Source organism: Perlucidibaca aquatica (genome assembly GCF_001676655.1).
GTDB classification, from domain to species: Bacteria; Pseudomonadota; Gammaproteobacteria; order Pseudomonadales; family Moraxellaceae; genus Perlucidibaca; species Perlucidibaca aquatica.
This window is the reverse complement of the sequence record NZ_LZDB01000002.1, coordinates 149,308-173,950: the sequence shown is the minus strand read 5'-3', so window position 1 is coordinate 173,950 and position 24,643 is coordinate 149,308. Positions and strand designations below refer to the sequence as shown.

The 24,643-nt window shown below is 56.4% G+C and carries 27 protein-coding genes; 5 read left to right on the top strand and 22 right to left on the bottom strand.

Features of this window, described 5'->3' with window-relative positions; all coding sequences use genetic code 11:
- Positions 1-68: 68 nt before the first annotated feature.
- From A8710_RS04445 to grxD, 4 genes are all read right to left on the bottom strand, one after another.
- Complete coding sequence (locus tag A8710_RS04445; protein WP_068858300.1) at positions 69-671, bottom strand: peroxiredoxin; 603 nt, start codon at positions 669-671, stop codon at positions 69-71.
- Positions 672-740: 69 nt separating this feature from the next.
- Entirely contained in the window at positions 741-1,163 is a 423-nt protein-coding gene (locus A8710_RS04440) for an NfeD family protein (RefSeq protein ID WP_068858299.1), read from the bottom strand.
- A 2-nt stretch (positions 1,164-1,165) separates the two neighbouring features.
- Positions 1,166-2,080 carry an SPFH domain-containing protein gene (locus tag A8710_RS04435; RefSeq protein ID WP_406609597.1) on the bottom strand — a complete coding sequence of 305 codons (915 nt, stop codon included), beginning with the start codon at positions 2,078-2,080 and terminating at the stop codon, positions 1,166-1,168.
- Positions 2,081-2,128: 48 nt separating this feature from the next.
- Positions 2,129-2,449 (bottom strand): Grx4 family monothiol glutaredoxin, encoded by a 321-nt coding sequence (gene grxD / locus A8710_RS04430; protein WP_068858297.1) that lies wholly within the window; start codon positions 2,447-2,449, stop codon positions 2,129-2,131.
- Between the two features lie 148 nt (positions 2,450-2,597).
- On the opposite strand from grxD, the gene A8710_RS04425 reads away from it, so the two are divergent.
- On the top strand, positions 2,598-3,815 hold the full coding sequence (locus tag A8710_RS04425) for an aspartate aminotransferase family protein (protein WP_068858296.1): 1,218 nt from the start codon (positions 2,598-2,600) through the stop codon (positions 3,813-3,815).
- Positions 3,812-4,726, top strand: a complete 915-nt coding sequence (argF, locus tag A8710_RS04420; protein WP_068858295.1) for an ornithine carbamoyltransferase — start codon at positions 3,812-3,814, stop codon at positions 4,724-4,726. The genes A8710_RS04425 and argF overlap by 4 nt, the downstream gene beginning before the upstream one ends.
- A gap of 17 nt (positions 4,727-4,743) precedes the next feature.
- On the opposite strand, the gene galE is transcribed toward argF, so the two are convergent.
- From galE to rfaH, 3 genes are all read right to left on the bottom strand, one after another.
- Positions 4,744-5,820 carry a UDP-glucose 4-epimerase GalE gene (gene galE / locus A8710_RS04415; protein WP_068858294.1) on the bottom strand — a complete coding sequence of 359 codons (1,077 nt, stop codon included), beginning with the start codon at positions 5,818-5,820 and terminating at the stop codon, positions 4,744-4,746.
- A gap of 142 nt (positions 5,821-5,962) precedes the next feature.
- Positions 5,963-7,462, bottom strand: a complete 1,500-nt coding sequence (gene glpK / locus A8710_RS04410; protein ID WP_068858293.1) for a glycerol kinase GlpK — start codon at positions 7,460-7,462, stop codon at positions 5,963-5,965.
- Positions 7,463-7,501: 39 nt separating this feature from the next.
- Complete coding sequence (gene rfaH / locus A8710_RS04405; protein ID WP_068858292.1) at positions 7,502-8,023, bottom strand: transcription/translation regulatory transformer protein RfaH; 522 nt, start codon at positions 8,021-8,023, stop codon at positions 7,502-7,504.
- Between the two features lie 131 nt (positions 8,024-8,154).
- Between rfaH and A8710_RS04400 the strand changes: the two genes are divergently transcribed.
- Positions 8,155-8,382, top strand: coding sequence for a hypothetical protein (locus tag A8710_RS04400; protein WP_068858291.1), 228 nt, complete (start codon positions 8,155-8,157; stop codon positions 8,380-8,382).
- 5 nt (positions 8,383-8,387) lie between these two features.
- The gene (locus tag A8710_RS04395; protein WP_082968657.1) at positions 8,388-9,200 is read left to right on the top strand and encodes a transglycosylase SLT domain-containing protein; all 813 of its coding nucleotides are present in this window, start codon (positions 8,388-8,390) and stop codon (positions 9,198-9,200) included.
- A 12-nt stretch (positions 9,201-9,212) separates the two neighbouring features.
- Here A8710_RS04395 and A8710_RS04390 read toward each other — a convergent pair whose 3' ends face one another.
- The 7 genes from A8710_RS04390 to A8710_RS04360 all read right to left on the bottom strand — a co-directional run bounded on the left by A8710_RS04390 (position 9,213) and on the right by A8710_RS04360 (position 15,635).
- Positions 9,213-10,709: a phosphohexomutase domain-containing protein gene (locus tag A8710_RS04390; RefSeq protein WP_068858289.1), complete on the bottom strand. Its 1,497-nt coding sequence runs from the start codon at positions 10,707-10,709 to the stop codon at positions 9,213-9,215.
- Between the two features lie 79 nt (positions 10,710-10,788).
- Positions 10,789-11,049 carry a hypothetical protein gene (locus tag A8710_RS04385; protein ID WP_068858288.1) on the bottom strand — a complete coding sequence of 87 codons (261 nt, stop codon included), beginning with the start codon at positions 11,047-11,049 and terminating at the stop codon, positions 10,789-10,791.
- Positions 11,050-11,091: 42 nt separating this feature from the next.
- Positions 11,092-12,492 (bottom strand): UDP binding domain-containing protein, encoded by a 1,401-nt coding sequence (locus A8710_RS04380; RefSeq protein ID WP_068858287.1) that lies wholly within the window; start codon positions 12,490-12,492, stop codon positions 11,092-11,094.
- Positions 12,489-14,135 carry a glucose-6-phosphate isomerase gene (pgi, locus tag A8710_RS04375; protein WP_227512991.1) on the bottom strand — a complete coding sequence of 549 codons (1,647 nt, stop codon included), beginning with the start codon at positions 14,133-14,135 and terminating at the stop codon, positions 12,489-12,491. The genes A8710_RS04380 and pgi overlap by 4 nt, the downstream gene beginning before the upstream one ends.
- Positions 14,132-15,019, bottom strand: a complete 888-nt coding sequence (locus tag A8710_RS04370; RefSeq protein WP_068858286.1) for a UTP--glucose-1-phosphate uridylyltransferase — start codon at positions 15,017-15,019, stop codon at positions 14,132-14,134. The genes pgi and A8710_RS04370 overlap by 4 nt, the downstream gene beginning before the upstream one ends.
- A 35-nt stretch (positions 15,020-15,054) precedes the next feature.
- Positions 15,055-15,372, bottom strand: coding sequence for a CcdB family protein (locus A8710_RS04365; protein ID WP_068858285.1), 318 nt, complete (start codon positions 15,370-15,372; stop codon positions 15,055-15,057).
- The gene (locus tag A8710_RS04360; protein WP_068858284.1) at positions 15,372-15,635 is read right to left on the bottom strand and encodes a type II toxin-antitoxin system CcdA family antitoxin; all 264 of its coding nucleotides are present in this window, start codon (positions 15,633-15,635) and stop codon (positions 15,372-15,374) included. The genes A8710_RS04365 and A8710_RS04360 overlap by 1 nt, the downstream gene beginning before the upstream one ends.
- A gap of 149 nt (positions 15,636-15,784) precedes the next feature.
- On the opposite strand from A8710_RS04360, the gene A8710_RS04355 reads away from it, so the two are divergent.
- Positions 15,785-17,137: an undecaprenyl-phosphate glucose phosphotransferase gene (locus tag A8710_RS04355; RefSeq protein ID WP_068858283.1), complete on the top strand. Its 1,353-nt coding sequence runs from the start codon at positions 15,785-15,787 to the stop codon at positions 17,135-17,137.
- A 218-nt stretch (positions 17,138-17,355) separates the two neighbouring features.
- On the opposite strand, the gene A8710_RS04350 is transcribed toward A8710_RS04355, so the two are convergent.
- From A8710_RS04350 to A8710_RS04315, 8 genes are all read right to left on the bottom strand, one after another.
- Positions 17,356-18,774 carry a mannose-1-phosphate guanylyltransferase/mannose-6-phosphate isomerase gene (locus tag A8710_RS04350; RefSeq protein ID WP_068858282.1) on the bottom strand — a complete coding sequence of 473 codons (1,419 nt, stop codon included), beginning with the start codon at positions 18,772-18,774 and terminating at the stop codon, positions 17,356-17,358.
- A gap of 51 nt (positions 18,775-18,825) precedes the next feature.
- Positions 18,826-19,284, bottom strand: coding sequence for a GDP-mannose mannosyl hydrolase (locus A8710_RS04345; protein WP_068860571.1), 459 nt, complete (start codon positions 19,282-19,284; stop codon positions 18,826-18,828).
- 10 nt (positions 19,285-19,294) lie between these two features.
- The gene (gene fcl, locus A8710_RS04340) at positions 19,295-20,272 is read right to left on the bottom strand and encodes a GDP-L-fucose synthase (protein ID WP_068858281.1); all 978 of its coding nucleotides are present in this window, start codon (positions 20,270-20,272) and stop codon (positions 19,295-19,297) included.
- Positions 20,273-20,275: 3 nt separating this feature from the next.
- Positions 20,276-21,391, bottom strand: a complete 1,116-nt coding sequence (gene gmd / locus A8710_RS04335; protein ID WP_068858280.1) for a GDP-mannose 4,6-dehydratase — start codon at positions 21,389-21,391, stop codon at positions 20,276-20,278.
- Positions 21,392-21,429: 38 nt separating this feature from the next.
- The gene (locus A8710_RS04330; protein ID WP_068858279.1) at positions 21,430-22,596 is read right to left on the bottom strand and encodes a nucleotide sugar dehydrogenase; all 1,167 of its coding nucleotides are present in this window, start codon (positions 22,594-22,596) and stop codon (positions 21,430-21,432) included.
- Between the two features lie 2 nt (positions 22,597-22,598).
- A complete protein-coding gene (locus A8710_RS12560; RefSeq protein ID WP_227513015.1) occupies positions 22,599-22,910 on the bottom strand; it encodes a VanZ family protein in 312 nt (103 codons plus the stop codon).
- A gap of 71 nt (positions 22,911-22,981) precedes the next feature.
- Positions 22,982-23,875, bottom strand: a complete 894-nt coding sequence (locus tag A8710_RS12015; protein WP_082968656.1) for an ATP-grasp fold amidoligase family protein — start codon at positions 23,873-23,875, stop codon at positions 22,982-22,984.
- Complete coding sequence (locus A8710_RS04315; protein ID WP_068858276.1) at positions 23,869-24,639, bottom strand: class I SAM-dependent methyltransferase; 771 nt, start codon at positions 24,637-24,639, stop codon at positions 23,869-23,871. Before A8710_RS04315 ends, A8710_RS12015 begins: the two co-directional genes overlap by 7 nt.
- Positions 24,640-24,643: the final 4 nt, after the last annotated feature.

The following is a 24,643-nucleotide window of genomic DNA, read 5'->3' as shown; positions in this document are numbered from 1 at the left end:
TTAACCGGCATGATTAGCCGGCGAAACAAGGCCTTCTGCTTTCAACTCAGGCTACAGGCAGCCCGAACTCAGAGCTTGTCTGCATTCTCAGACAGGTACTTGGCAACACCTGCTGGCGATGCGTCCATACCCTTATCACCTTTCTTCCAGTTTGCTGGGCAGACTTCGCCGTGTTCAGCGTGGAATTGCAGGGCGTCAAACAGGCGCAGAATTTCATCCATGCTACGGCCCAGCGGCAGGTCGTTTACGATCTGCGAGCGTACAACGCCCTCTGGATCGATCAGGAAAGCACCACGGAAAGCCACGCCACCAGCGGACTCTACGTCGTAGTTCTTGGCAATTTCATGCGTGATGTCGGCGGCGAGCGTGTATTTCACTTGGCCGATGCCACCGTCGTTCACCGCGGTGTTGCGCCAAGCGTTGTGGGTGAAGTGAGAATCGATGGACACGCCAACGACTTCCACATTGCGGGCTTTGAAGTCTGGAATGCGGTGATCCAGAGCAATCAGCTCGGATGGGCAAACAAAGGTGAAGTCCAGTGGATAGAAAAACACCAAGGCATACTTGCCCTTAGTGGCTGCACTGAAGCTGAAATCTTCAACAATGGTGCCATCGGCGAGAACGGCGGGTACGGTAAAGTCTGGTGCTGGTTTGCCAACGAGAACGGCCATGAGGCATCTCCTATAAGAGTGGGGGGTTAATCATTTCTGCGCTAAGCATGCTTGGCGCAGCATTGTTTTTCAATCCTTCAGCGTCACCACGAGGACATTACCGTCTACTTCCGTGATCACAGCATGCGTTCCGGGCGGGCAGTCCGGGCCGCGAACCGTCCAATGACTGTCGTCGAGTTGCACGCGCGCTAGCCCATTCACAATGCCATCGGGCAAAGTCACTTCGCGACCCAGCCAGCGCCCGCTGCCCCGATTAATGACATTGGCCTGAGACTTCAGTACCGCCGGTCTGCGCCGCGACCACAGCACACACAGCAGCAGCGCCAAGAGCGAAAACAGAGCACCTTGAGCAATCGTATCTGCTAGGCCAAAAAACGCTGCAATGCCAGTCATCGCGGCCGCGACAGCCAACATGAGTAGATAGAAAGAGCCGCTGAGCAGCTCTAAACCACCCAATACCAGCGCCACAATCCACCACAGCGAGGCGGTCATGATTAGCGCTTCGCAGCAGCGTCGGTGCCGCCCTGAATAGCCTTCATCAGCTCGCCAATACCCGCCACACTGCCCACGAGCTGCGTCGCCTCGACCGGCATCATGATGACTTTGGTGTTGTTTGACGCAGCCAGCTGACCAAAGGCTTCAACATACTTCTGTGCAATGAAGTAGTTAATGGCCTGCAGGTTACCGCTGCCGATAGCATCCGACACCACAGTGGTGGCATTCGCCTCCGCCTGGGCCTGACGCTCACGCGCCTCCGCCTGAAGGAAAGCCGCCTGGCGCTCACCTTCTGCTTTCAAAATCTGACCGACCTTCTCACCCTCAGCCGTGAGAATTTCCGCCTGTCGACGGCCTTCCGCTTCCAGAATCGAGGCGCGCTTCATACGCTCAGCCTTCATCTGCGAGGCCATGGCCTCGACCAGATCGGTCGGTGGCGTGATGTCCTTGATTTCAACGCGGGTGATCTTGATGCCCCACGGACTAGTGGCCTGGTCAATGGCGGCCAGCAAGCGGCCATTGATCTGATCGCGCTGCGACAGCATTTCGTCCAGATCCAACGAACCGATGACGGTACGCATATTGGTCATGGCGAGGTTTTGAATTGCGTAGCCAAGGCCTTGCACTTCATACGCTGCGCGCGCGGTATCGATGACTTGATAGAAGCAGACCGCGTCAATACGCACCATGGCGTTATCACGCGAAATCACTTCCTGCGCCGGAATGTCCAGCACCTGCTCCATGACGCTGAGTTTGCGACCAATCTGATCGAAAAACGGCATGATGAAGTGTAGGCCTGGGCCTAGCGTATGGGTATAGCGCCCGAAGCGCTCCACGGTCCATTCATAGCCTTGCGGAACCTGCTTAACACTCAGGACAACAACCAGCACCGCAAGAAACAGCAGTGCCATCATGACAAGGGGTAACATGGAAACCTCCGGGCTCAGGGTGAAATTACCGCGTTAGGCTTTAACTGCCGCTTCTTTAATGAGCGGGGCCAACTCGCCCTTCTGAACCATATCCATGACGATGTCGCAGCCACCGATGAGCTCGCCCTTCACCCACAGTTGCGGGAAGGTCGGCCAGTTGGCAATGCGTGGCAGCGTGCTACGAATTTCAGGGTTTTCTAAGATATTCACATAAGCGAACGGCTCGCCAACCTGTGTCAGCGCCTCCACCGTGCGCGCGGAAAATCCGCACTGGGGGAACTGTGGCGTACCCTTCATGTAAAGAATGACGCTGTTGTCGGCAATTTGTTTCTTAATCAGGGTTTCGATGTCCATGGTGCTCTCCAAATAACCCGTTGCAGGATGTTTTAAATGGTAGCAGATGTTGCGCGTTCTTGGCGTGCAACAGCACCCGCGCTACACTCCGCGATTACCCTGCTGGCCTTGAGCCTTTTTACCCCAAGACTTGCCGTCGAGATTTGTTATGACCACGCCTGCGCTGCCCCCGATCACGCCCGCCCTGATGCCGACTTATGCCCGTCAGCCAGTGGCTTTTGTGCGCGGCGAAGGCGTTTGGCTTTGGGATACCGACGGTAAGCGCTATTTAGACACTACCGCAGGCATCGCGGTCTGCGGTCTCGGCCATGCGAATCCAATTGTTGCGGCGGCGATTGCTGACCAAGCCGCGACGTTGGTTCACACCTCGAATTTGTATCGTGTGCCCTTGCAAGAGGAGCTGGCCGACCTGCTCTGCCAAGTCTCGGGCATGCAGCACGCATTTTTTGGCAACTCCGGTGCCGAAGCCAACGAAGCAGCCATCAAGCTGGCGCGTCTGCACGGCCATAAAAAAGGCATCGCCGTCCCCACCGTCATCGTCATGGAAAACAGCTTTCATGGCCGCACCATGGCCACGCTCACCGCCACCGGAAATGCCAAAATTCAAGAAGGTTTTGGGCCGCTGGTGGAAGGCTTTGTACGCGTCCCCTTTGATGACCTAGACGCTATCCGGTCAGTGGCCGCGGGCAATCCGAATATCGTCGCTATCCTGGTCGAACCGATTCAGGGCGAAAGCGGCGTGCGTACCGCACACAACGGCTTTGACTACCTCAAGGATCTGCGCGCTATCTGCGATCAGCGCGACTGGCTGCTCATGGTCGATGAAATCCAGACGGGCAACGGCCGTACCGGCCAGTACTTTGCCTATCAGCACGCCGGCATCCTGCCCGATGTGGTGAGCACGGCCAAAGGCCTGGGCAATGGCTTCCCGATCGGCTCCACGCTGGTCGCCGGCAAAGCTGCCAGCCTGTTCAGCCCCGGCAAGCACGGCACCACCTATGGCGGCACGCCACTGGGTTCGCGTGCGGCGCTGGTCACCGTTCAGGAGTTGCTGAAAGGCCCGATTGCCAATGCCGCTGCGATGGGCGAGCGCATCATGCAGGGTTTCCGCGACGAACTCGGCGCTTACGGTGTTTGCGTTGAAGGTGCCGGCCTGATGATCGGCGTGATTCTGCCCGTCGCCTCTGCCGCGCCGCTGGTGGCCCTGGCCCGCGAGGCCGGCGTGCTGCTCATCGTCAGCGCCGAAAATCGTATTCGCTTGTTGCCGCCGCTGATCATTAGTGAGGCCGAGAGCGACGAGCTCGTGCATCGCATCAGCGCCCTTGTGCGTGACTTTCTGAGCGCCGAAGGCGTGGTGGCGGCATGAGTACGCGCCACTTTCTCACCCTGCTCGACTTCACGCCGGCCGAACTGCAAGCCGTGCTCGATCGCGCCATCGTGCTGAAGAAAATGCTGCGCGACGGTGTGGTGCATGAGCCACTGAAAAATCGCGTACTGGCGATGATCTTCGAGAAGTCATCGACGCGTACCCGCGTCTCGTTCGAAGCTGGCATGGCGCAGTTTGGTGGCTCGGCCATCTTCCTGTCGCCACGCGATACCCAACTCGGTCGCGGCGAGCCGGTCGAGGATTCGGCACGCGTGATCTCGCGCATGGTCGATGCCGTGATGATTCGTACTTTCGAGCACAGCACCATCGAGCGCTTTGCCGCGCATTCGCGGGTGCCGGTGATCAACGCGCTGACCGATGACCATCACCCCTGCCAGCTGCTGGCCGACTTGCAAACCTTCGTGGAGCATCGCGGTGCCCTCGCCGGCCGCCAGTTCGCCTGGATCGGTGACGGCAACAATATGTGCAACAGCTATGTGCATGCCGCGCATCAGTTCGGCTTCAAGCTGCGCATCGCCTGCCCTTACGGCTTCGAGCCCGACCCCGAGCTGCTGGAGCAATACGCGCATTGTGCCGAACTGGTGAAGACCGCCGAGGAAGCCGCTGAAGGCGCACACCTGGTCGCCACCGATGTCTGGACCAGCATGGGTCAGGAGTCGGAGCAGAGCGTGCGCAAGCGGCGCTTCGCCATGTATCAGGTCAATCCGCGCCTCATGGATTTAGCGGCAGACGACGCCTTGTTCATGCACTGCCTGCCGGCGCATCGTGGCGAAGAAATTTCAGAAGACATGCTCGACGACCCGCGCGCCGTAGTCTGGGATGAAGCCGAGAACCGGCTCCATGCTCAGAAGGCGCTGCTGGAGTTCTTGCTGGTGGGGCTGCCTACCTAGGCAGCCTCGTGATCGGATTAATCCTCATAGCCCAGCGGATTTTTAGACTGCCAACGCCAGTGGTCTCGACACATATCGGCTTGATCTTTGGTGGCTGACCAGCCCAACTCCTGCACGGCCAATCTCGGGTCAGCAAAACATTGCGCCACATCGCCTGTCCGACGAGGCGCAAGCTGATAAGGAATAGGTCGCCCTGCCGCTTCTGAAAATGCCGCCACCATATCCAGCACGGAATAGCCCTTACCCGTACCCAAATTGACCGCAACCAAATTCCCAGTCAACTCATCCGTTGCCGCTGCGGTTCCGCGCGCTAAACGCTGCAAGGCCAGCAAGTGACCGCGCGCAAGGTCATCGACATGAATGTAATCACGCACGCCCGTGCCATCCGGCGTTGCATAATCACTGCCAAACACACGCAACTGCTCCAGCTTGCCACTGGCGACTTGAGCGATATAGGGCATGAGATTGTTCGGAATACCGTTCGGGTCCTCGCCAATCTCACCACTCGCGTGAGCACCGACGGGATTGAAGTAGCGCAAGATCGCAATTTGCCAGCGCTCCGGCGCTGATGCATGCAAGTCGCGCAACATATCCTCGATATGCAACTTACTGGCACCGTAAGGATTCGTCGTACTTAACGGGAAATGCTCACGAATCGGCACCTCATGCGGGTCGCCATACACCGTGGCGGATGAACTGAATACCAGTCGATGCACGCCCGCCGCTGCCATCGCCTCCAGTAGGCGTATGCTTCCCACCACATTGTTGTCGTAATACCGTAGCGGCTGCTGTACAGACTCACCCACCGCCTTCAAGCCCGCAAAATGAATCACTGCCTCAATCGCCGGGTGCGCTTGAAACACCTCACGCAAGGCATTGGCATCTCGAATATCACCTTGGCAAAACGTCAGCGGCACCTCCGCTGGCGCACAGCCCAGCGTGCTCGAAGCAATGGCTCTAACGCGACGCAAGGCAGCGGGCTTGCTGTTGCTGAGGTTATCAAATACCACCACGTGGTCGCCCTGCTCCAGCAACTGCAGCACCGTGTGAGAGCCAATATAACCTGCGCCACCAGTCACTAAATACGTCGACATTTGAAGCTCCTTGGGAGGGCGCACCTGTTTTGCACACGTTTAGAACCCCAAAATGCGGTGATTAAAATTTGCTCACCGCATTTTGGGGTTCTAAACGCGTCCGTAAGGACATAGCCCCCGCACCAGCAAAAAAATCCTTAGGTTATTCCGCCGCGGGCGGCTGCGACGCCACGCGGCGCACGGCGTCGAGCCAGCCCGCATAGAGGCTAGTGCGCTTATCCGCTGGCATCGTTGGCGCAAAGCGGCGATCGCAATGCCAAAGCGCAGTGATATCATCTAAAGACGCGAACACGCCAACGCGCAAGCCGGCCAAAAATGCGGCGCCCAGCGCGGTGGTTTCGGTCACGGTGGGACGATCCACGGGTACGCCAATAATATCGGCCAAGGATTGCGCGACCCAGTTGTTGACGACCATGCCGCCGTCGATACGCAGGGTAATGACAGGATCTCCGCCATCACGCGTCATGGCCTCCATGAGGTCACGTGTCTGAAAACAGACAGACTGTAGGCCGGCGGTGACAATTTCACCGATGCCGGTGTCACGCGTGAGGCCAAAAATAGCGCCGCGCGCGCGGGGATCCCAGTACGGTGCACCAAGGCCGGTGAAGGCCGGCACCATGTAAACGCCTCGGCTGTCGCCGGTGGCCTCAGCAATCGCCTGGGTTTCGGACGCGGAGCCGATGAGCTTGAGGCCGTCACGCAACCATTGAATGGTGGCTCCAGCCACAAAAATCGAGCCTTCCACGGCATAGGTGGGCTGACCATTCAAGCGATATGCCACGGTGGAAAGCAGACGGTTGCTCGACTGCACGACTGTGGAGCCGGTGTTGAGTACCATGAAGCAGCCCGTGCCATAGGTGCTTTTCACCATGCCCGGCTGGAAACACGCTTGGCCGATGAGTGCCGCTTGTTGATCGCCTGCCATGCCACAAATCGGCACGCTGGCACCGAGGAAATCGGGCGCAGAAATGCCAAAGTCATCGCTGGAATCTTTCACCACCGGTAGCACGGAGCGCGGAATACGGAAAAGCGTTAGCAGCTCGTCATCCCATTGCTGGGTGTGGATATTGAACAGCAAGGTTCGTGAGGCATTGGTGGCATCGGTGGCGTGTTGGCGGCCGTGGGTGAGACGCCAGAGTAACCAGCTATCAATGGTGCCAAAGGCCAGTTCGCCGCGTTCAGCACGCTCGCGGGCGTTGGGCACGTTATCGAGCAGCCAAGCCAGTTTGGTGGCGGAGAAATACGGGTCGAGCAGCAGGCCGGTTTTGGCTTGCACCATCGGCTCATGCCCCGCCGCTTTCAGCTGAGCACAGGTCTCGCCAGTGCGTCGATCTTGCCAAACAATGGCTTTATGCAGCGGCATGCCATTGCTACGATCCCATAGCACCGTGGTTTCGCGCTGATTGGTGATGCCAATTGCCGCGAGGTCACGAGCATGTAAACCGACACGTCGCAGCACATCGCGACAGACCGTTTCGGTAGCCCACCAAATGTCCATGGCATCGTGCTCGACCCAGCCGTCCGCTGGAAAATGCTGTTGCAATTCGACCTGTGCCATGGAGCGTTTGTTGCCCAGTTCGTCGAAGACGATGGCGCGGGTGCTGGTCGTACCTTGGTCGATGGAAAGCAAATAGCGGGTCATAACTGACTTCTCGTGAGCGCGGCCAAACAGACGCGTAGTTTAATCCTTTACGGCCTGCACATGGCTAATGGGCAGATAAACGCGCTGCTGTTGATGCAGCAGCTTCAGCAGCAAAATCACGCGCTCATCGCCATCACGCGCATCGAATACGGCCGACAATCCGGCCAGCGGGCCCTCGGTAATCGTCACTGTTTGGCCCGGCATAAAGAGCGCTTCCGGCTGCGCATGCGGGTTATCCAGCGCGGCCTCCCGCGCCTGAAGCGCGGTCACAATGGCGTCCGGCACCGCCAAGGGCAAATCGCCAAAGCGCACTAACTTACTCACGCCCCGGGTGGAGCGAATCGGCGCCCAGTTATCGGCGATATCACTGAGGCGCACGAAACAGTAATGCGGAAATAGAGGCTCAACCACCACCTCGCGCTTGCCTTTGCGGATCGCCTCGCGACGAAACGAGGGCGCAAACGCCTCATAACTCTGATTGGCCAACTGTTCTACCGCGCGAAACACTTCCCGCGGTTTACACTGCAAGACATACCATTGGCGCAACGCATAAACATCCATCCTATGAATTATCCTCGTGAGAGCGGCTGAATGCGCTCCGTCAATTGATGACGTAAAGCACAGACAAAACACTAGCAATCCGTTTACATAAAGTTACAATCAAGATTCACTAACTCACCAGAAGTCATACCATGAGCGACCTTGACCCCATCATTTTGAACTTAATTTATGCCACCACCGGCTCCATCTTAAGCTTGTTAATTAGCTGGACAGCCAGCGCCGTCTTTGAAAAGCGCATGGGCTTTCGGATAAAGGATGCGTTGTCTGCCGGCAATTTATCGGTTGGGCTTGTCATGCTAGGTATCTTTGTCGGCAATGGCATCGGCATGGGTATCATCATTGGCCTCAGCTTGAATTAACCGTCATGCCTCTCTCCCGACCAAGTAGTAGGGCGCTTGTCGCTCTCCTGCTGCCTTTGTTCGACCCGTCATTTGCACATGCGCGTGAGTCGGAACCCCCTACAGTTGTTATCCGGCTATCCGATACTGTAGACCAGAAAAACAAGGTCGCACGTACATTAGAGGGCGGCACATTAGACCAAAGTAGCCCCCCACCCGAAACCACGAACACCAGCTTTTTAAGCAAAGCTAAATCTTGGTTTACGGGTTCAGAGACGGACGCCGTTACGATGGAGCCCGCTGCTGGAGATAAAAAAAGCTCGGTAGCTCACATCAACTTGCATGACTCACGACGTGGTGAACGTCACAAATCGCAAAGTGCTTTTGATGACCATTTTCGCAAGTACAGCAAGCACTATTTTGGCATCGTTACCGACTGGCGCTGGTTCAAAGCACAAGCCATGGTTGAGTCCGAACTCAAACCACGAGCGCGGTCACATTCCGGTGCCATGGGCTTAATGCAAATTATGCCGAAAACATTTCAAGAAATTCGGTCACGAAATCCACACCTATCCGATCCGTTTGACCCGCACTACAGTATTGCCGCAGGAATTTATTACAACCGTCAACTTTACGATGCATGGTCGCACATTGATGACCCCAGCCAACGACGCAAATTCATGTTTGCCAGCTATAACGCGGGACTCGGAAATATTAAACGTTCCGCCAAGCAAGCGGGCAACCCCATGGAGTACCCGTTACTTGAGCCTCACTTAGGCACTGCGCCAAAACACTATGTTTACAAAATTGAGCGCGAGCGCAAAAAACTGGAGCACTAATACGACTCTCCGCTACGCGCTTAACAGCTCCCGCAGCCAGGCAGTTTTGGCCTGCATCATGGCAGCGTCGGCACGTGACTCCACGTTTAAACGCACTACCGGCTCGGTATTACTCATGCGCAGGTTGAAACGCCATTGGGGGAACTCACGGCTTAGGCCATCGAGCGCCGATTCGGCCACCAGCGTCTCACGCCCTGCGTCCAACTCGGCCTGCACTGCCGCCTCCACCCGCGCAATCGCCGCGCGGGCGTCACTGACCTTAAAGTTAATTTCGCCACTGCAGGGGTAAGCCGCTTGCGCCTCATTGACTAAGGCCGACAACGGTTGATCGCTCAGCGCTAAGCGCTCCAGCAGTAACAACATCGGAATCATGCCGGAGTCGCAATAATGAAAATCGCGGAAATAATGGTGAGCCGACATCTCGCCACCGTACACGGCATTTTCGCTACGCAAGGCCGCTTTAATAAAGCTATGACCGCATTTGCTCACCAAGGCGCGACCGCCCGCCGCCTCCACCTGCGCGATGGTGTTCCACGTTAAGCGCGTGTCATAGACCACGGCGCCGTTGCGCTCATGCTGCAGCAATTGCGTGCCGAGCAGGGCCACGAGGTAATAGCCCTCAATAAAGCCACCGGCTTCATCAAAGAAAAAGCAGCGATCAAAGTCGCCATCCCAGGCAATCCCCACGTCGGCCTGTTCTGCCCGTACCACGCTGGCCGTATCGTCTTGGCATTTGGCCAACATCGGGTTGGGCACGCCATTGGGGAACTGGCCATCGGGCGTGTGAAAAACTCGGGTGATGCTGAGCGGCAAGCCGTCCACCAGCGCATCAAAGGTTGGACCTGCGCAGCCGTTGCCGGCGTTGACCACCAGTTTCAAGGGGCGGCCCGCGTCGGCACTCGCCTGCAAGGCCTGCTGCAAGGCCGGGAAATTTACAAATGAACGGACTTTTGCAATGTAGCTCGCGTGCAAGTCTAGCGTGGCATGCAACGCAGGGTGAGGTTGGTACTGGCTGCCATCGGTCAGCGGACCAAAGGCATAAGCCACGGCATCGCCTGTGGCATAGCCCTGCCCCAAGGCCTGTGCCTGTTCTGCCAATAGCTGACGCGTCAGCGCCTCCATCTCGGCCAAGCCATCATCGCCGCTGATGGGCCGCGCTTCGCCACGCACCATCTTGATGCCGTTGTCCCCCACCGGGTTATGACTGGCGGTGACCATCAACCCGCCGCCCATGCCGGGCTGGCCTGCCGCGTGATAGACCATTTCCGTACCGCCCAGACCGATGTCACGCGTGGCCACGCCCTCGGCATTTAAGCCAGCGGCCAGCGTACGGGCAAACGCCGCACTGGTATCGCGAATATCATAACCAATGGCCACGGGGCCCTGCGGCTGAATCACGCGGGCATAGGCACGGCCAATGGCATAGACCATATCGATGTGCAGCTGCGCGGGGACCGGGCCACGCACATCGTAGGCCTTAAATGCAGGGAGCTTGGCAGGGTGTGTCATGAGCCGATTATCCAAGTGAAGTTCCAATAAAAACGCCGCGTGAGTTTACTCACACGGCGTGGAAAAATCTGCAACGCGCTTAATGTGCGGAGGGTCTGGATGACTCACGCGTGCGCAGATGCAACAGCACCAGCAGTTGGTCTAGCCAAAATGCCAACCAGCCTTTTTGACGCCGCACAATATAGGCATCCATGGCCTGATCAATCACCGCTGCTTCACGATAAAGCTCTGGCAAGATGTGCAGCTCTCGCGCATTGACTAAGCGATACGGCTGCTGGAACACACGCAGCATCACTAAGGATAGCCCCGTGGCGCGCTTCACTTTGACTCGGTAGCCCATGTGTATGAAATCCTTCTGATACAAAAGCAGAACAAAATCATACTAAACAATCTCGCCACGACCAATGCCTACGTACGTAAATCCTTGGCTCTGCATAAACGCTGGATCGTAGACATTACGGCCATCAAAAATAACCGGCGTACGCAAGGCGCGCTTGAGCAGGGCGTAATCCGGCGCACTGAATTCTTCCCAGGCGGTGACCAGCAACAGGGCGTCTACACCCTGGCCACGGCAGCCCTGCAATGACTCGGCCTGAGAACTGGCCACGGTCAGCAAGGGTTGGTCGGTGTACTGCGCGGCCAAGTTGGCACCGGCCATGGGGTCATACACCACCGTGCTGGCGCCTTGCGCCCACAGTGCCTGCAGCAACGGATGCACCGCCGAACCTTGCACGCTCGAGGAACCCGGCTTGTAGGACGCGCCCCAAACAGCAAAACAACGCCCTGCCAAATCCCCTTGGAAATAACGCCAGACTTTCCGGAACAAGAGTTCGCGCTGGCGTTGATTAATGCTCATGACCGTGCCGAGCAGCGACGGCCGGTCCAGCGACTGCTCCAAGGTCCGCGAAAAATCGATGACTTCATCGGCAAAACTGGGGCCGCCAAAGCCACAGCCGGGCTCCAAATACGCACTGCCAATGCGCGGGTCGGCAGCCAACCCTTGGCGCACATCCTCCACATCCACCTGCAACACTTCGCAGAGCTCAGCGAGCTCATTCATGAAGCTCACCCGCGTGGCGAGCATGGCATTAACACCACTCTTAATGACTTCAGCCGCTGCTAACGACACCCACAGCGTTTCTTGAGCCCGGCGCAAAATGGGACGCAGGCCCTCCAACAAAAACGCCTCCGCATCGGATTCATCGCATCCCAGTAGCAGCAGCGAGGGGTTCATGAAATCGTGCAAGGCAAAACCGCCACGCACGAACAGGGGAAAGTGATAGAGCACGGGCGCCCGCGATGGCACAGGCCGCTGATCCGCCTTGGCCTGCTGGCATTGATAGGCATAAACGGCCTGCAAATGCGCGTTCAGGCTCACCAAGGTGCCAATCGGGTACGGTGTGAGTACAGCGAATGCTGGCAGCACCAGGTTGCTGGCCGCGCTAGCCTGCTGGCAGGCCGCCACGAGCAAGGCCTCACAGTGATCTTGCAAGCGCCGCGGGCCGGCATCTTGCGCCAGCCAATGCTGATGCACGGGTAGCACATCCGGCGCGGTACCCGGAGCAGCCAACAACACATCCACGCCTTTGCCGAGCCGCAAGCGACCCGCGCGCTGCTGCATCAATGCGGCCTCACGCAAGCCGGGCTCGCGCAGCACCTCGTCGTCGGGCACCGTAATGAGCACGCTCCACGCCGGGCAGAGCAGCACCGAATGGCCCTGAGCGGCCATTTGCGCCGCGGCCGTCCAAGCAAACAAGGTATTGCCGTGAATCACTAAATTCATGAGCGCACCGCCTCTAACAGAGCCTGAGTGGAGGCATCAAACGCAGAAAGATCCGGCTGTCGCTGAGTCATGGCCGCGTGCGTGCTGCTGGCCAACTGCTTACCCAGCTCCACGCCCCATTGGTCAAAGGGGTTAATGTCCCAAATCACCGACGCCACAAACACTTTGTGCTCATACAGCGCAATGAGCTGACCCAGCCGGTACGGAGTGAGCACATCCATGAGCAGTGTGCTGGACGGCTGATTGCCGTGGTAATAGCGGTGCGCCACGCCGGTGTCGTCGCCGAGCATGAGCACACGCGCTTGAGCAAAGCAGTTCGCCAACGACAACTCGTGCTGATGCTGCAAGGCTAAGCCCGACTCATCGGCTCGCTGGTAACGGCGAATCGGCGCAATAAAATCGCAGGCTACCGGTTGCGTGCCCTGATGCAGCAATTGGTAAAACGCATGTTGCGCGTTGGAGCCGACCTCGCCCCAGAGAATGGGGCAGGTGTCGTAAGGTACGGGGTCCCCGTAGCGATCCACCGACTTGCCGTTGCTTTCCATTTCCAGCTGCGTCAGGTAGCTGGGGAACAGTTTCAAACGGGCGTCGTAGGGCAAAATGGCCTGACCGTTAATACCCAGAAACGTCGAGTTCCAGGCCATGAGCAGGCCCATGATCACGGGCAGGTTGTCAGCCAGTGGTGCTGTGCGGAAGTGCTCATCCATGGCGTGCGCGCCCGCCAACAGCTGCTCAAAGCCGGCCATACCGAGCTTCAGGGCGATGGGAAAGCCAATGCCGCTCCACAAGGAAAAGCGGCCACCCACCCAGTCCCATAAGCGAATTTGATTGGCTTCGGGAATGCCGTACGCGGTCATTTTCTCCGGCTTCGCCGAAATGCCCACCACGTGGTGCTGCAAAATGCGCTCGCGCTGTTTCAGGCGCGACTGCATCCACGTCAGCGCGGTCTCGGCATTGGACAAGGTATCCAGCGTGGTAAACGACTTCGAGGCAATGACTAACAGCGTACTGTCTTGGCGCAGGGTATTGAGCAAGTCGGCAATTTGGGTGCCGTCAATCGAGCTGACAAAATGGATTCGCAAGGCCTGGGCCATGGGCGGCGCAAACTCCGCGAGGGCGTTGGTCACCAAATACGGGCCGAGATCGGAGCCGCCCACGCCAATGCACACCACATCGGTCATGGCCTCACCGGTCACGCCGCGCCACTGACGCTCATGAATGCGCTGCACCATGCCACGCACGCGCGCCAAACTGGAGTGCACCTGCGCCACCACATCCTCACCCTCCACCACCAGCTCGGCCGATTTCGGCAAGCGCAGGGCCGTGTGCAAGGCCGCACGGTCTTCGGTGAGGTTGACGCGATCACCGCGCATCAACCCGGCAATGGCCTCTGGCAGCTGCACTTCCTCGGCAAGCGAGAGCAAATGCGACAAGGTTTGCGGGTCGATGCGTTGCTTACTGAAATCGAGGCGCAAGCCATCGTGACACCGGGTTAAGTCGTGCACCCGCTGTGCTGCTTGCGTGGCATCGCCCCAGACCTCGCGCAAGTGCAAGGCCTGCCAGCGCGGTACTTCGGCATAGCGCAGGTGCTGCCAACTGGGCAGCTGGTGGCGAAGTTCGCGGTTAATTTGTGGCTTCGTCACGCCAACACTCCACTGCCTAGCCACGCTTTTAACGCAGGCCCCATGTCGGCGTCGCGCAGGGCTAAGGCGATATTGGCTTTGGCGTAGCCGAGTTTGCTGCCGCAGTCGTAGCGCACACCGGCAAAGCGATGGGCGCGAATATCGTGACTGGCGAGCAAAGCGGCAATGCCATCGGTGAGTTGAATTTCGCCGCCGGCACCCGGCTTAACATCGGCCAAGGCGGCAAAGACTGCGCCAGGCAGCACATAGCGCCCCACCACGGCCAAGTTACTCGGGGCATCGGCGGGTTTCGGCTTCTCGACCATGGCGGTCATGCGCAGCGAACCCTCGGCCAAGCTCACCACGCCGTATTTGTCGGTTTGCGCGCGCGGCACTTCTTCCACCGCCAACGACCACGCACCGGTGTCGCGATGCAGGGCGACCATGTCGGCCAAGCAACCGGCTTGGCCCGCAGGCGCATCAATAAAGTCATCGGGCAGCATCACGGCAAAGGTTTGTTGCTCACCACCGGGCAACGCCGCCAACACGTCACGCGCGCACAGCACGGCATGGCCCAGCCCCAAGGCCTGCGCCTGATACACCACGGTCACCGTCATGCCGGGTGGCGTGGCCGATTGCAGGGCCGCCACTAAGTCGTGCTTACCTTTAGCCTCCAGCTCTGCCACCAGCGCGGCATCGGCCGGCTGCAAGTGCCTTTCCAACGCCGACTTCACCGGCGAACTGACCAGCACAACATGACGAATGCCGGCACGAAACGCCTCCTCCACGGCATATTGCACCAAGGGGCGATCCACCACGGGCAGCAGCTCTTTGGGGACCGACTTGGTGGCGGGCAGGAAACGGGTGCCGAGACCGGCAACGGGTAGAACAACGGTGGAGATCACGCGATCACACTCCCTGTAGAGATTGGATGAACGACTCAATAGCCGTTAAATAAGAAATCCAGTGCACGAGTGATTTCGGCTTGGCTTGCCGCCAGTGAGCCCAGCGGCGACTTCAAGATACGCTGTGGCACCGCAGCCATTTTGGGCGTTTCGAGCAAGAAGTCTTGGCCATCTATCGTGAACACAGGCGTAAGGCGCTCGGGCAATTTGACCTTGGCAAAACTGCCCAGACTACGCAAGGGGATAACCACTCGGCTATCTAAGCCATCCAGCAAATTGCTTTGTACATCCAGCAAATAAGGCGTTGTGCCGGCCTGCGCACTGGGGTTGGCATAAATATCGAAACGCGCCATCAAAAGCTTCTCCACGCATCCAGTGGCAAGCCTTCAGCTTCTATCGTGGCATTGTAAGCGGCCATGAACGCCGCATGCTCTTCGCGCCAGCGACGCTCCTGCTCACGCTGAACGCACTCTCGCAGGTAGCTATCGCAGACCTGCGAGAGGTTAATTTGTAACGCCTTGGCAGCCTCTAATACATCGGCACTGAGGCTGAGGTTAGTCGCGCGTTTTCCCGATGAACGAGGACGCGTTCCGGCAACAAATGGAGTAAGTGGCATATGTATCTCCATGCGCATGGAACTATGCGCATATTTTATGCTTGAAATTGCGGTTGCGTCTATCGTTTTTTCTTGACGTTGACCTCACGGTAAAGCCGACTAGAATGCAACACCTGCCGTCGATGAGCAGATGAGGAAGCCGCTTTACCATGGAACGAACCGGGATTATTTCAGGCCACCAAAAATCGGTCGATTTTGCGCAACGCGCCTTAGATTTATTACTGATTTTAACCGCGTGGCGGCTGCACAACCCTGAGACTTTGCTGACCGACACCACACTGATCATGCTGGGCATTGTTGCGCTCAGTTTTGAACTCACGGCGGCGCTAAGCGGCCTGTATGTTTCTCATCGCAGCCGTAACCTCAGTCATTTGCTGTTCCGAACCACGGTAACGGTTGTCATTGCGTTTGGCGTGCTCATTTTTTTCAGTTATTTGTCCGGACGCTTGTTAGCCCTCACCCCCAAGCAGGTCTTAATGCCTTGGCTCATGACCACCTTGCTGCTCATGCTGGGAGTACGCCTACTGTACCGCCCCGTGCTGGGCATTTTTCGCAAATGGGGATTGAATCAACGCAGTGCGTGCATTGTGGGCGATAGCCCATCGGCCAGCACTTTGCGTACCCGCCTCCACAACAACCCGTGGATGGGCATTACGGTTCAGCAAAGTTACTCGCTGAGTCAACGCGATGCTTTTTTAACGGCAGCTCGGCAAGGGCGCTATGATCAAATTTACCTCGCGCTACCGTTATGCGAGCAGGCTGCCGTGCAAGACCTCATTGCCGAATTAGCCGATACCAGTTGCTCGGTGTATCTTGTGCCGGATGTGTTTACCTTTGATTTACTCAATGCGCGCACCGAGCTCATCGATGGCCTACCCACCATCAGCATTTATGACACCCCCTTCACGCTGGCCGATCAGCTACTCAAACGCAGCTTAGACATTGTCGTGAGCAGTACCGCCCTGCTCCTACTCAGCCCGTTGTTGCTGGGTATTGCCGCCGCCGTCAAATTCACGTCACCGGGGCCAGCCATTTTCAAACAAACACGCTATGGCTTAAATGGTCGGCCAATCCGCGTGTGGAAGTTTCGCAGCATGACCACCGAAGACAACGGCGCCGAGGTTAAACAAGCAACGCAAAACGATAGCCGTCTCACACCCATCGGGGGCTTTTTACGCAAATCCTCGCTGGATGAGCTCCCTCAATTTATGAATGTGCTGAGCGGCAGCATGTCTGTTGTGGGGCCCAGACCGCACGCGGTGGCGCATAACGAACTCTACCGACAGCAGATTCCGGGCTATATGCTGCGCCATAAAGTGAAACCGGGCATTACGGGCTGGGCGCAGGTCAATGGTTGGCGTGGCGAAACCGACGTGCTGGAAAAAATGCAAAAGCGCATCGAATACGATATTGAATACATTCGTCGTTGGTCTCTGTATTTGGATATCAAGATTATTGTGCTCACGGCACTGAAAGGCTTTTTCGGAAAAAACGCCTACTAAGCTCGTGTTTACACGGCTCGCGGTTACACACGCATAAAAAAAGCCAACCGTTATGGCCTATAACGGTTGGCTTTTTTTCACTACAGTCATGGCATTCATTGACAGAATCCGGAGTGCCGCCATGAGCCTACTCGTTTACGTCGTACTACCCGTCATCATCGCCTGCAATGGCTGGTTGCTGATGAAAAGCTGGTGGCGCTCACAGCAACCTTAACCCCTCAGGCTCGTCCGTAACGATCTTCAAACCGCACGATGTCATCTTCGCCCAAATAACTGCCCACTTGCACTTCAATCAGCTCTAGCGGCACTTTTCCAGGGTTTTCCAGCGCGTGAACGGCACCCACCGGCAAATAAATACTCTGGTTTTCCGTGAGCAGGCGTTCAACGCCATCCAAGGTGACGCGAGCGGTGCCCGACACCACAATCCAGTGCTCGGCGCGGTGATGGTGCATTTGCACACTGAGTTTGGCGCCCGGCTTCACGGTGATGCGTTTGACTTGGTAGCGCGTGCCAAAATCGACCGAATCGTACTTGCCCCAGGGGCGATAGACTTCACGATGGAGCTGATGCTCGGTGCGGCCATCGGCCTTCAGGCGCGCCACAATCTGCTTGACCTCTTGAGCACGGTCACGGGGAGCTACCAGCACAGCATCTTTGGTTTGCACCACCACCATGTCTCGCAGGCCCACCGCTGCCACTAAGCCGTTTTCAGCAAACAACAGGTTGTTGTGGCTATCGGTATGCAGGACATCGCCGCGCGTGGCATTTCCCGCATCATCTTTCGGCAGAACTTCCCACAGCGACGCAAACGCGCCGACATCGCTCCAACCGGCACTCATGGGCACCACAACCGCACGCGTGGTCTTTTCCATCACCGCATAGTCAATCGAGTCATCCGGGCACTGCTTGAAGGCCTCCGCATCGACGCGAATAAAATCCATATCGGTCTGGGCAGCCGCCATGGCTTGGCGGCAGGCTGCCAGAATATCCGGACGATAGGTGGCTAACTCGTCCAAGTAACGACTGGCACGAAACAGAAACAGGCCACTATTCCAATCGTATTCACCGCTGGCGAGGTATTGCTCCGCCACGTCACGCGCAGGCTTCTCCACGAACGCGGCAATGCGGAAAGCGCCTTCACCCGACTGAGCGCCTACCGGCTCACCCCGTCGGATGTAGCCATACCCCGTTTCCGGGCTACGCGCCACAATGCCAAAGGCGACTAACGCGCCGGCTTCGGCTTGCGGTAAGGCACGGCAAATCGCCGCTTGAAAGGCATCCACCTGCTCAATCACATGGTCTGCAGCCAACACCAACAGCAGGGGGTCGGTGCCCGACGCCACAGCCTGCAGTGCCGCCAAGGCAATAGCCGGTGCGGTATTGCGACCCACCGGTTCGAGCAAAATATTGCGGTGTAGTGCATCCACTTGCCGCAGCTGTTCGGCCACCAGAAAACGATGCTGCTCATTACAAATCACCAGCGGCTGTGCGGTGTTCAGCCCCTGCAAGCGCGCCAAGGTGTTTTGCAACATGGTCAGCGAGCCTTCGAGCGCCAGAAACTGCTTGGGGTAACCCTCGCGCGAGAGCGGCCACAGGCGTGTGCCGGAACCCCCCGCCATGATCACGGGCAGCAACATTGAGGAAGAATTAGTCACAGCAACTCCTTGTAATGAGTAATGACATCGGCATCAGGCCGGAAAATACCACTGCGTATGCACATGCACGTCGGGGGCTGCGCGCAACTCGGCGAGCGGCCACCACCGATAGGCACCGTGTTGCGCCTGCGGCAGCGCCGCTAAATCCAGATCTAGGGTAAGTTGGTAGGCCAGCACCACGTAATGCGTGCTGAAATCCGTACCGAAAACGTTATCGGGATAATGGTGCTCGTAAGGCCCTAAGCAATGCGCCTCATTCAACGGCAACGCTAGGCCTAACTCTTCCTGCGTGAGCCGCAGAAAGGCTTGGGCTAACCGCTCATCCTTACGGACACGCCCGCCGGGCACGAACCAGTAACCTTGTGCGGGTCGATTCAGACGCTGCCCCAACAACGCCTCACCGTGCGAATTCGTCACCACGAGATCGAGCGAGATCAAGGGCGCATGACGCACCACGTGGGTGAAGTCCTGTGCGCTGAGCAAAGCCGTCATGGCAAGCGCCTCAGCCGCGAACCACATGGGCATTGTCGAGGAACCAGTCGTAAGCATCCTGCAAGCCGTCCCGCAGCTGAACGCGGGCACGCCAGCCCATGTCGGCCAAACGGCTCACATCCATGAGTTTGCGCGGTGTGCCGTCGGGCTTGCTGGTGTCGAACACGAGTCGGCCACTGAAGCCAGTAACGGCGGCAATGGTTTCGGCGAGCTCGCGGATGGTCACATCGGTGCCGGTGCCGACATTGATGTGCGAAAGCATGGGCTCGGTATTGGCCAAATAGATTTCGCGATCGAGGTCCAGCACAAACAGCGAGGCAGCTGCCATGTCATCCACATGCAGGAATTCGCGCATCGGCGTGCCGGTGCCCCAGACCACGACCTCGTCGGCACCACTCTGTACCGCTTCGTGGAAGCGGCGAATCATGGCCGGTACCACATGGCTGTTTGCGGGGTGGAAGTTGTCGTGCGGGCCATACAGGTTGGTCGGCATGACGCTGCGGTAGTCCGTGCCATGCTGGCGGTTGTAGCTTTCGCAGAGCTTGATGCCAGCGATCTTGGCCACGGCATAGGGCTCGTTGGTCGGTTCCAGTGTGCCGGTGAGCAGGCAGGACTCCGGCATGGGCTGCGGTGCCAGCTTCGGGTAGATGCAGGAGCTGCCCAGAAAGAGCAGCTGTTGCACGCCGGTGCGGTAGGCTTCATGAATGACATTGCACTGCATCATGAGGTTGTCGTAGATGAAGTCCGCCGGGAAGTTGTTGTTGGCCAGAATACCGCCGACCTTAGCCGCGGCCAGTATGACGACCTCCGGCTTTTCGGCCGCGAAGAAGGCGCGAACAGCGGCCTGATCGACCAGTTCCAGTTCGGCATGCGTCCGTGTGATCAGGTTGTTACAGCCACGCGCCTGCAATTGCCGCACGATGGCCGAACCGACCATGCCGCGATGACCTGCCACATAAATGCGCGAATTCGGTGAGAGTGTTGTCATGACTTACTCGTGGCTCACCGAGACCTTGAACCCCGCCTGCTTCAGCGTGGCATGCTGCATGGCCTTGTCCAGATCGTGGGCTACCATCTCTTCGATCAGCTCGTCCAGCGTGATCTCCGGCACCCAGCCCAGTTTCTCTTTCGCCTTGGTCGGGTCACCCAGCAGTGTTTCCACTTCCGCCGGGCGGAAGTAGCGCGGGTCTACCTTCACGATGACATCGCCCACCTTAAGCGCCGAGGCCTTGCTGCCACTAATGGCTTCGACAACCGCGATTTCATCCACACCGGCGCCTTCAAAGCGCAGCGTCACGCCCAGCTCCAGCGCGGCACGGCGGATAAATTCACGTACCGTGACCTGCACGCCCGTGGCAATCACGAAGTCGTCTGGCACATCTTGTTGCAGCATCATCCATTGCATGCGCACATAGTCTTTGGCATGACCCCAGTCACGCAGTGAGTCCATGTTGCCCATGAACAGGCACTGCTCCAGCCCTTGCGCGATGTTGGCCAAGCCACGGGTCACCTTGCGCGTAACAAAGGTTTCGCCTCGACGCGGCGATTCGTGATTGAACAAAATGCCGTTGCAGGCATACATGCCATAGGCCTCGCGGTAGTTCACCGTAATCCAGTAGGCATACATCTTGGCCACGGCATATGGGCTGCGCGGGTAGAACGGCGTGGTTTCCTTTTGCGGAATTTCTTGCACCAGACCGTATAGCTCAGAGGTTGAAGCCTGATAGAAACGGGTTTTCTTTTCCAAACCGAGGAAGCGGATGCCTTCGAGCAGGCGCAGCGTGCCGATGGCGTCCACATCGGCCGTGTACTCCGGCGATTCAAAGCTCACGGCCACATGCGACTGCGCGCCGAGGTTGTAGACCTCGTCCGGCTCCACTTCTTTCAAAATACGGATCAGGTTTGAGGTGTCGGTCAGGTCGCCGTAATGCAGCTTCAGCTTGGGGTTCGGCGTGTGCGGATCCTGGTAAATATGGTCAATTCGCTCTGTGTTGAACGACGACGCACGGCGCTTAATGCCGTGAACTTCATAACCTTTTTCCAGCAGAAATTCGGCCAGATAGGAGCCGTCCTGGCCAGTAATGCCGGTGATTAATGCTTTCTTCATCTAGGGGTACTCAGGGTCTTAATAAGAGGGAGGGGGATTTAGTCATGACCAAACAAGTCACGGGTAAACACTTTGGCCGTGACATCGGCAAGCTCCGAGGTACAACGGTTAGCCACAATTACATCGGCCTCGGCCTTGAAGGCCTGCAAGTCAGTGATCACACGGGAGTTAAAGAAAGTTGGCTCATTCAAGGCGGGCTCAAACAAAATGACTTCAACCCCTTTGGCTTTTATGCGCTTCATGATGCCCTGAATGGCAGAGGCCCGAAAATTATCCGAGCCCGCTTTCATGACCAAGCGGTAAATGCCCACCACGCGAGGCTGACGAGCCAGCACAGCCTCGGCAATCACATCCTTGCGGGTCCGGTTGGCATCCACAATGGCTTGAATCAGGTTGCTGGGCACTTCTTGAAAATTGGCTAGCAGTTGCTTGGTGTCTTTCGGCAGGCAATAACCGCCATAACCAAAGGACGGGTTGTTGTAGTGCATGCCAATGCGCGCATCCAACCCCACGCCTTCAATGATCTGCCGACTGTCTAGGCCATGCGTCATGGCGTAGGAATCGAGCTCGTTGAAGTAGGCCACGCGCATGGCTAAATAGGTATTGGCAAACAGCTTAATCGCTTCGGCCTCGGTGGCGTCCGTGAAGAGTACTGGCACATCCGAATTCCGCGAGGCGGTACGTAACAAGGCCGCAAACTCCTCGGCTCGTGCCGAACGCTCCCCTACAATGATGCGCGACGGGTACAGGTTATCGTGCAGCGCTTTGCCTTCGCGCAGAAACTCGGGCGAAAACAAGATAGCGGCCTCGGGGTGACGTTGACGTAGGCTGGCCGTAAATCCCACGGGCACGGTGGACTTAATCACCATGATGGCCGATGGGTTATGAGCCAGCACATCGGCCACCACCCCTTCAACGGTACGGGTATTGAAGCTAAGCGTTACTGGGTCGTAATCGGTAGGGGTTGCAATGATCACGAAGCGCGCGCTGTTGTATGCCTCACGAGGGTCTAGCGTGGCGCGAAAATGTAAGCGAGGGTTGGCGAGGAAGCCGGGCATGTCGGGGTCGGCCAACGGGGACTCGCGACGATTCAAACTGGCTACCCGCTCGGGAACCACATCCAGCGCCACCACCTCATGGTGTTGCGCCAACAACAAAGCATTCGATAAACCGACATAGCCGGTACCGACGACCGCAATCTTCATCATCATTTCAGACCTGCCCTGTATCGCGTAATGCCTATGTGCACTAATAGTGCCAGTAGAATTCCCACCACGCCTGCCCCCCAATCCGCCCAAGAGCCGGTTCGCCCTGGCATGGTTGACTGAATCAGCTCAATGCTTCCCGCATAGGTGACGAGCATACCGGCGACGGGAAGCACATGTGCACGAAAGAGAAGCGAGGCAAGGGCTTGGAGCACGGCAAACGCCAGTATGTGCTCCCATTTATCTTGGTTCGGGAGGGTCTGAACCGTGAGAGGCTGAGGTGATAACGCAAAAATAGTTATTACTAAGAACACACATGCAAAGGCACTAGATAGCAAACAAATTTTATAGCGGAAATTCTGATATAAACGCAAAGAAAATATTATCAATTAAAAAATGCCGCAGAAAAACGATCAGCGCCATCGAGTGAGCTAAAGCGACCGTAGCTTCCAGCGGGTAAATTTGTCAGCTCACCTATTAAAAAAGCATCGCGACTTGCATAGAAATCAATACGAATATAAGCAAAATCATGTGCCAGTTTGGTGGCAGCATTCAGTAAATCCTGCCAAAAAACAGGTCGATCTAATGCTAACGGTTGATAAGGACAACCCAATGCCACATTGAGTGCTTGAAAATTAACATCAAACGACTCCCGACTTTTGGATGGATTGAAGCGATCAATAAAAGTTACTATTTTGGGCATACCTTGTCGGCAGTGAATAGAGCCCTCAAGAAAAAATTCTGCGGAAATAAAAGGCTCCGCTAATATTCGACCAACTAAACCGCGATAATTCTCTTCGAGTGACTGAAAAAAATAATCATGCTTAAGCCAGTCAGACAAATATTTTAATTTTGCATAATACTCATTGATATTGTTCACAATTAGTATGCGGCCTGAAGAATGTGATGGCTTGAAAACTAGTGGAAAACAATTGGAATGGTAATTTCTAACTTCCTCATCTGTGTCAAGTACTACCACTGTTGGAACTGTATAATTTGGGCCTAACCTCTGAGCAATATACTCTTTTGCAAGTATTTTATCCGTAATCGCTTTTCGTAATGGTTCGCGCAAAACACCACTGACTCTTACACGAAATAAAAAATCATTAAAATGATCCCGCTTATCTCGAGGGACTCGACGATGCACCCAAATAAAACGTAAATATGCATAAATAAAAATAAATCTACGCCCCAATGGTTCAAGAGCCCGATGAGACAGTAGTCTAAACGTCAAGTAGCGGGCTAAGAGATCTGCAAATGCAAAGAGTGGCCTCAACATGGAACGACCCCTCGAAAATAACGTAGCGGCCAGTTCAAATGAATGCCATGGATATCTTGACTCAAGCCTAATTGCGTTTGCAACACATGGAGAAGTGTGTTCTGTGGCGGTGAATCCAGCGCAAACAACTTTATCATAAAAGCGCACATGTCTTCTTCATTAAGAAAATGCCAAACCACAGGTTTTAATACCGTAGTAACATCCTCAAAACCTGCTGAACACATTTTTTGTGTGAATGACGCTTTAAGATATGCACCGATATGACCCGCTCTGGAATACTGATTAACGAAACCATCAAGAAAGGCATGCACCGGAGAACCCTCTTCTACTTCAGCGAATGCCAAAACACCACCAGGACGCAGGACTCGAAAAGCCCCTTTAAGATAACTCATCTTTTCAGTATCTGTTGCATGATGAATAGGCACAATAGAAAGAACGGCATCATATTGCAAAGACTTTAAATTCATCATATCCCAAGTAGTGCCAATCACGGCTGACTGGCCTGTCTTGGTCATATCTAAGAGATCAGCCCTGTGAATTAATGCATGGGAATAAAAATACTCCAACATTCGGCCTTCAGCAGAAAACTCCAAAATATTTTTTGGAAACACTAAATCTGCCACAGCAGATAGTTTCGAAAACTCATCATAGCGAACTTTTGGATTATCGATAACAGCGCTAATATACTGCTCAATATGTCCAGAAAGCCGATTTTTATACGGCAAGACTTCCCGCTCAATCATCTTGGGGCCATAAAGATACATGCAA